At 64.0% G+C, this 2,789-nt stretch carries 2 protein-coding genes; both read right to left on the bottom strand.

Going from position 1 to position 2,789, the window contains the following annotated elements; all coding sequences use genetic code 11:
• Positions 1–55: 55 nt before the first annotated feature.
• Positions 56–1,246 (bottom strand): replication initiator, encoded by a 1,191-nt coding sequence (locus ACSDR0_RS50060; protein WP_435296038.1) that lies wholly within the window; start codon positions 1,244–1,246, stop codon positions 56–58.
• Between the two features lie 707 nt (positions 1,247–1,953).
• Complete coding sequence (locus ACSDR0_RS50055; RefSeq protein WP_435296037.1) at positions 1,954–2,721, bottom strand: zinc ribbon domain-containing protein; 768 nt, start codon at positions 2,719–2,721, stop codon at positions 1,954–1,956.
• Positions 2,722–2,789: the final 68 nt, after the last annotated feature.

Below are 2,789 nucleotides of genomic sequence, written 5' to 3'. Positions count from 1 at the left end.
AGAAGGTCATCACACAATGGCCACGATGCCACCGCGATGACAATCCGTCACCCCATCACGAAAATCTTGCCAGATCCGAGAAGTGGCCCCGGTACCCCAGCATGTGCGACCAGCGCCGCAGCGGGAGCAGCCGATATTGAGGCAAGCGGTTCAGGGCGAAGCAGGTCAAGATCATGCGTCGGGCGTGTTCGGTCACATCCAGTCGGACGATGTCCCGAGCGTCACGGATGCGTCGGTCCACCGTGCCCGCCGACTCGGCGCCCTTGGTCGCGTACTTGGCCACGTAGGAGGCCACCCGCTGGTCGCTCACGCCGTCCAGGTCGGTGGAGAGGTAGACCGGTCGCACGTCGAGTTGAGCACCCCAGCGCAGCAGGACCGGCGGAGGAGCGTCCGGCGATTGCTTCGAGGCCGGGACGACGATCTGTGCGGCGGCCTGCCGGATCGCGGCATCCAGCAGCGGAACGGTTGCCCAGTCCGGCGGAGGGGAGGCAGGGCCTTCCGGGCCGTCGAGGCGGATCACCGCGTGGAAGTGGACCAGGCCGCGCGCTTGGTACTCGGCGACCTTGGCATACGACAGGCGCAGCACCTCACGCAGGTGAGCACGACGCACGCCGAACTGCCGAGCCAGGACAGCGGGGAGTGCTTGGGTGAAGCGGCGCCACAGCTCTCCCGCGTGAGCGTTCCACAAGACCGCGCCCTGGTAGTCATAGCAACTGGCGCAGAGTGGTTGCCCCACTTGCGGGTCATCGCGGTCATGGCGCCTGCCGCAGCCCTCATAGCGGCCATGGGGACAAGTCGGAGAGTCGCGCCGGGGACGACATGGCAGCGGGTTGCCGTCCTTGCCGGTGCGGTGAGCGTGGACCGCGCCGAAGGAGGGAGCGGTGAAGGTGGCGAACACCCGAGGATGACCGCCTACATCCTCGGGGACGCCCTTGCCGCCGCGCAGGCCGGAGATTATGAGGTGATAGGTGTCGTCCTTGTAGACCGCCGAGCAGGCCGGACACCGGGAGGCGCGACGGTTGCCACAGGCGGTCAGCAGGAACCCGGTCGGTTCGTCGGCCGTCCGGTAGACGTCGAGGATCTCACCGGTCGCGCCGTCGAAGGTCAGGCGTTCACCGTGCAGGCGGACCGGTTGGGCACAGCCGCCCGTGGCATAGACCATGCGTTGCCACCGGGCGAAGTCCGGCATGGCCGCGCGTTGCATCGCGGCCAGGATGTCAGGGGCGAAGGAGGGAGCCAGGTTCACGCGGCGCCCCTCCTATCCACCTCATCGGACAGGGAGGCGTCGTGTCCTTCGGCGACACTGGCGCCCAGCACAGCGGCGACACGTCGCCATTTCTCGTCAGACCAACGCGGGGACTGTTCGGCTTGTCGTCTGCCCCACTCCCGGGCAGACAGGGGGGTTTTAGGGTTCAGGTGGCCTCCTCCGTCGTGGATGGAGTCACCGCCCGCCGGACGACAGGACATCGCACACCGTCACCAGGACAGCCGAAAGACAGCCGTTGGCATGTGGTGCGCAGCAGCGAGAGATCAGATTGGAGTGCGGCGAGAAAGTGGATGGCGCGCTCTGTGTGGACACCTACCGTCGGGCCGGGTAAATCCGACGATCATCGGTGATCATGAAACGTGTTTGTGCCCGGATTGAATATGCGCCTGAGTTGATTCGCCGAGAAGTTCGCTGCGTCGTGCCGTGAGAGGGGCGATGACTTCTTACGCAGATCTTTTGTACCACTTGATAAACGCTTTCACACCGCCGAGCGTTCCCTTCCGGCGCTATATGAGGACGTCTGTACGGCGTCCATTGACGTCCGTGAAAGTCCGTAGACGTCCGTGAGAGTCCGTAGACGTCCGGCCATCACCGGCTGTTCGGCAGGAAAAAGGAAGAGAGCCGTCACCTTTGGGTAAGGCTGACAGCTCTCTGGGAAGCTCAAGACGTCCAGGACGTCTTGCGGGTCACTCCTCGCGCCACACCGGTTGAAGAAGGTCCGGATTGAAGATCTTCTGTCCCTGTCCAGCGGGATACATGATCACGGCGTGAAGCGCCTCCCGGATGTACGTCCGTTTCGTGGAGATCGGGAACCCGCCCTCCGCCTCAGGCAGGTACCAACGCCGCCGGATCTCCGCCACGTCCGTACTCGCTCGTGACTGTCGCAGTTCGACGGAAGCGGCGAAGCCAGCGGCCTCAGCTCGGAGTCGCGCGGTCTCTTGCTCCAGGCCGGGAGCCAGCTTGAAGAAGAGATCGTTGCTGATGTTGCCCGCGTTCCACTGCCTGGTCAGTTCGTCGAGTCGCGACTTGACCTCCTCCAGTTCCTCTTCCCTCTCCCAGCTGGACTGCTTGGCCGAGGCGGTGAACGCCGCCTCTTCCAGCTTCGCCAGCACCGCTTCCGAGACGTACTCGTCCACCATGTCGCCACGTCGCGAGACTCCACCACAGCCACCCTGCGACTTGCTCAAGCATGTGTAGGTGTGATGTCCGGCGTCCTTCTTCCGGTTCACACGAAGCGGCGTGTTGCAGAGCGTTCCGTCCGGACGCGTGCGACCACATCGGAGAATTCCCGAGAGCATGTAAGTGTGGTCCCGGTAATCGGGCTGATGCGGCTTCACGATCTTCATATCCCGACCGATGAAATAGCCTTTGCGACTGTCGAAAACGGCCCGGATAGCGGACCACTCCTCAACGGTGAGAATTGTCGCCCACTGACCTTGGACCGGGTACTGCATTCGTAGATCTTGATTCGTTTGGCCCCGCCAGGGGACGTAGTTAGGCCATCGTCGGTGCGTGACGTGCG

The sequence above is a fragment of the Streptosporangium sp. G11 genome, from assembly GCF_051192615.1.
GTDB lineage: Bacteria > Actinomycetota > Actinomycetes > Streptosporangiales > Streptosporangiaceae > Streptosporangium.
This window is presented reverse-complemented; position numbering and strand designations above follow the sequence as displayed.

Coding starts and splice junctions, on each gene's coding strand:
- ACSDR0_RS50055 (WP_435296037.1), bottom strand. CDS start 2,721: ATGCAGTACCCGGTCCAAGGTCAGTGGGCGACAATTCTCACCGTTGAG.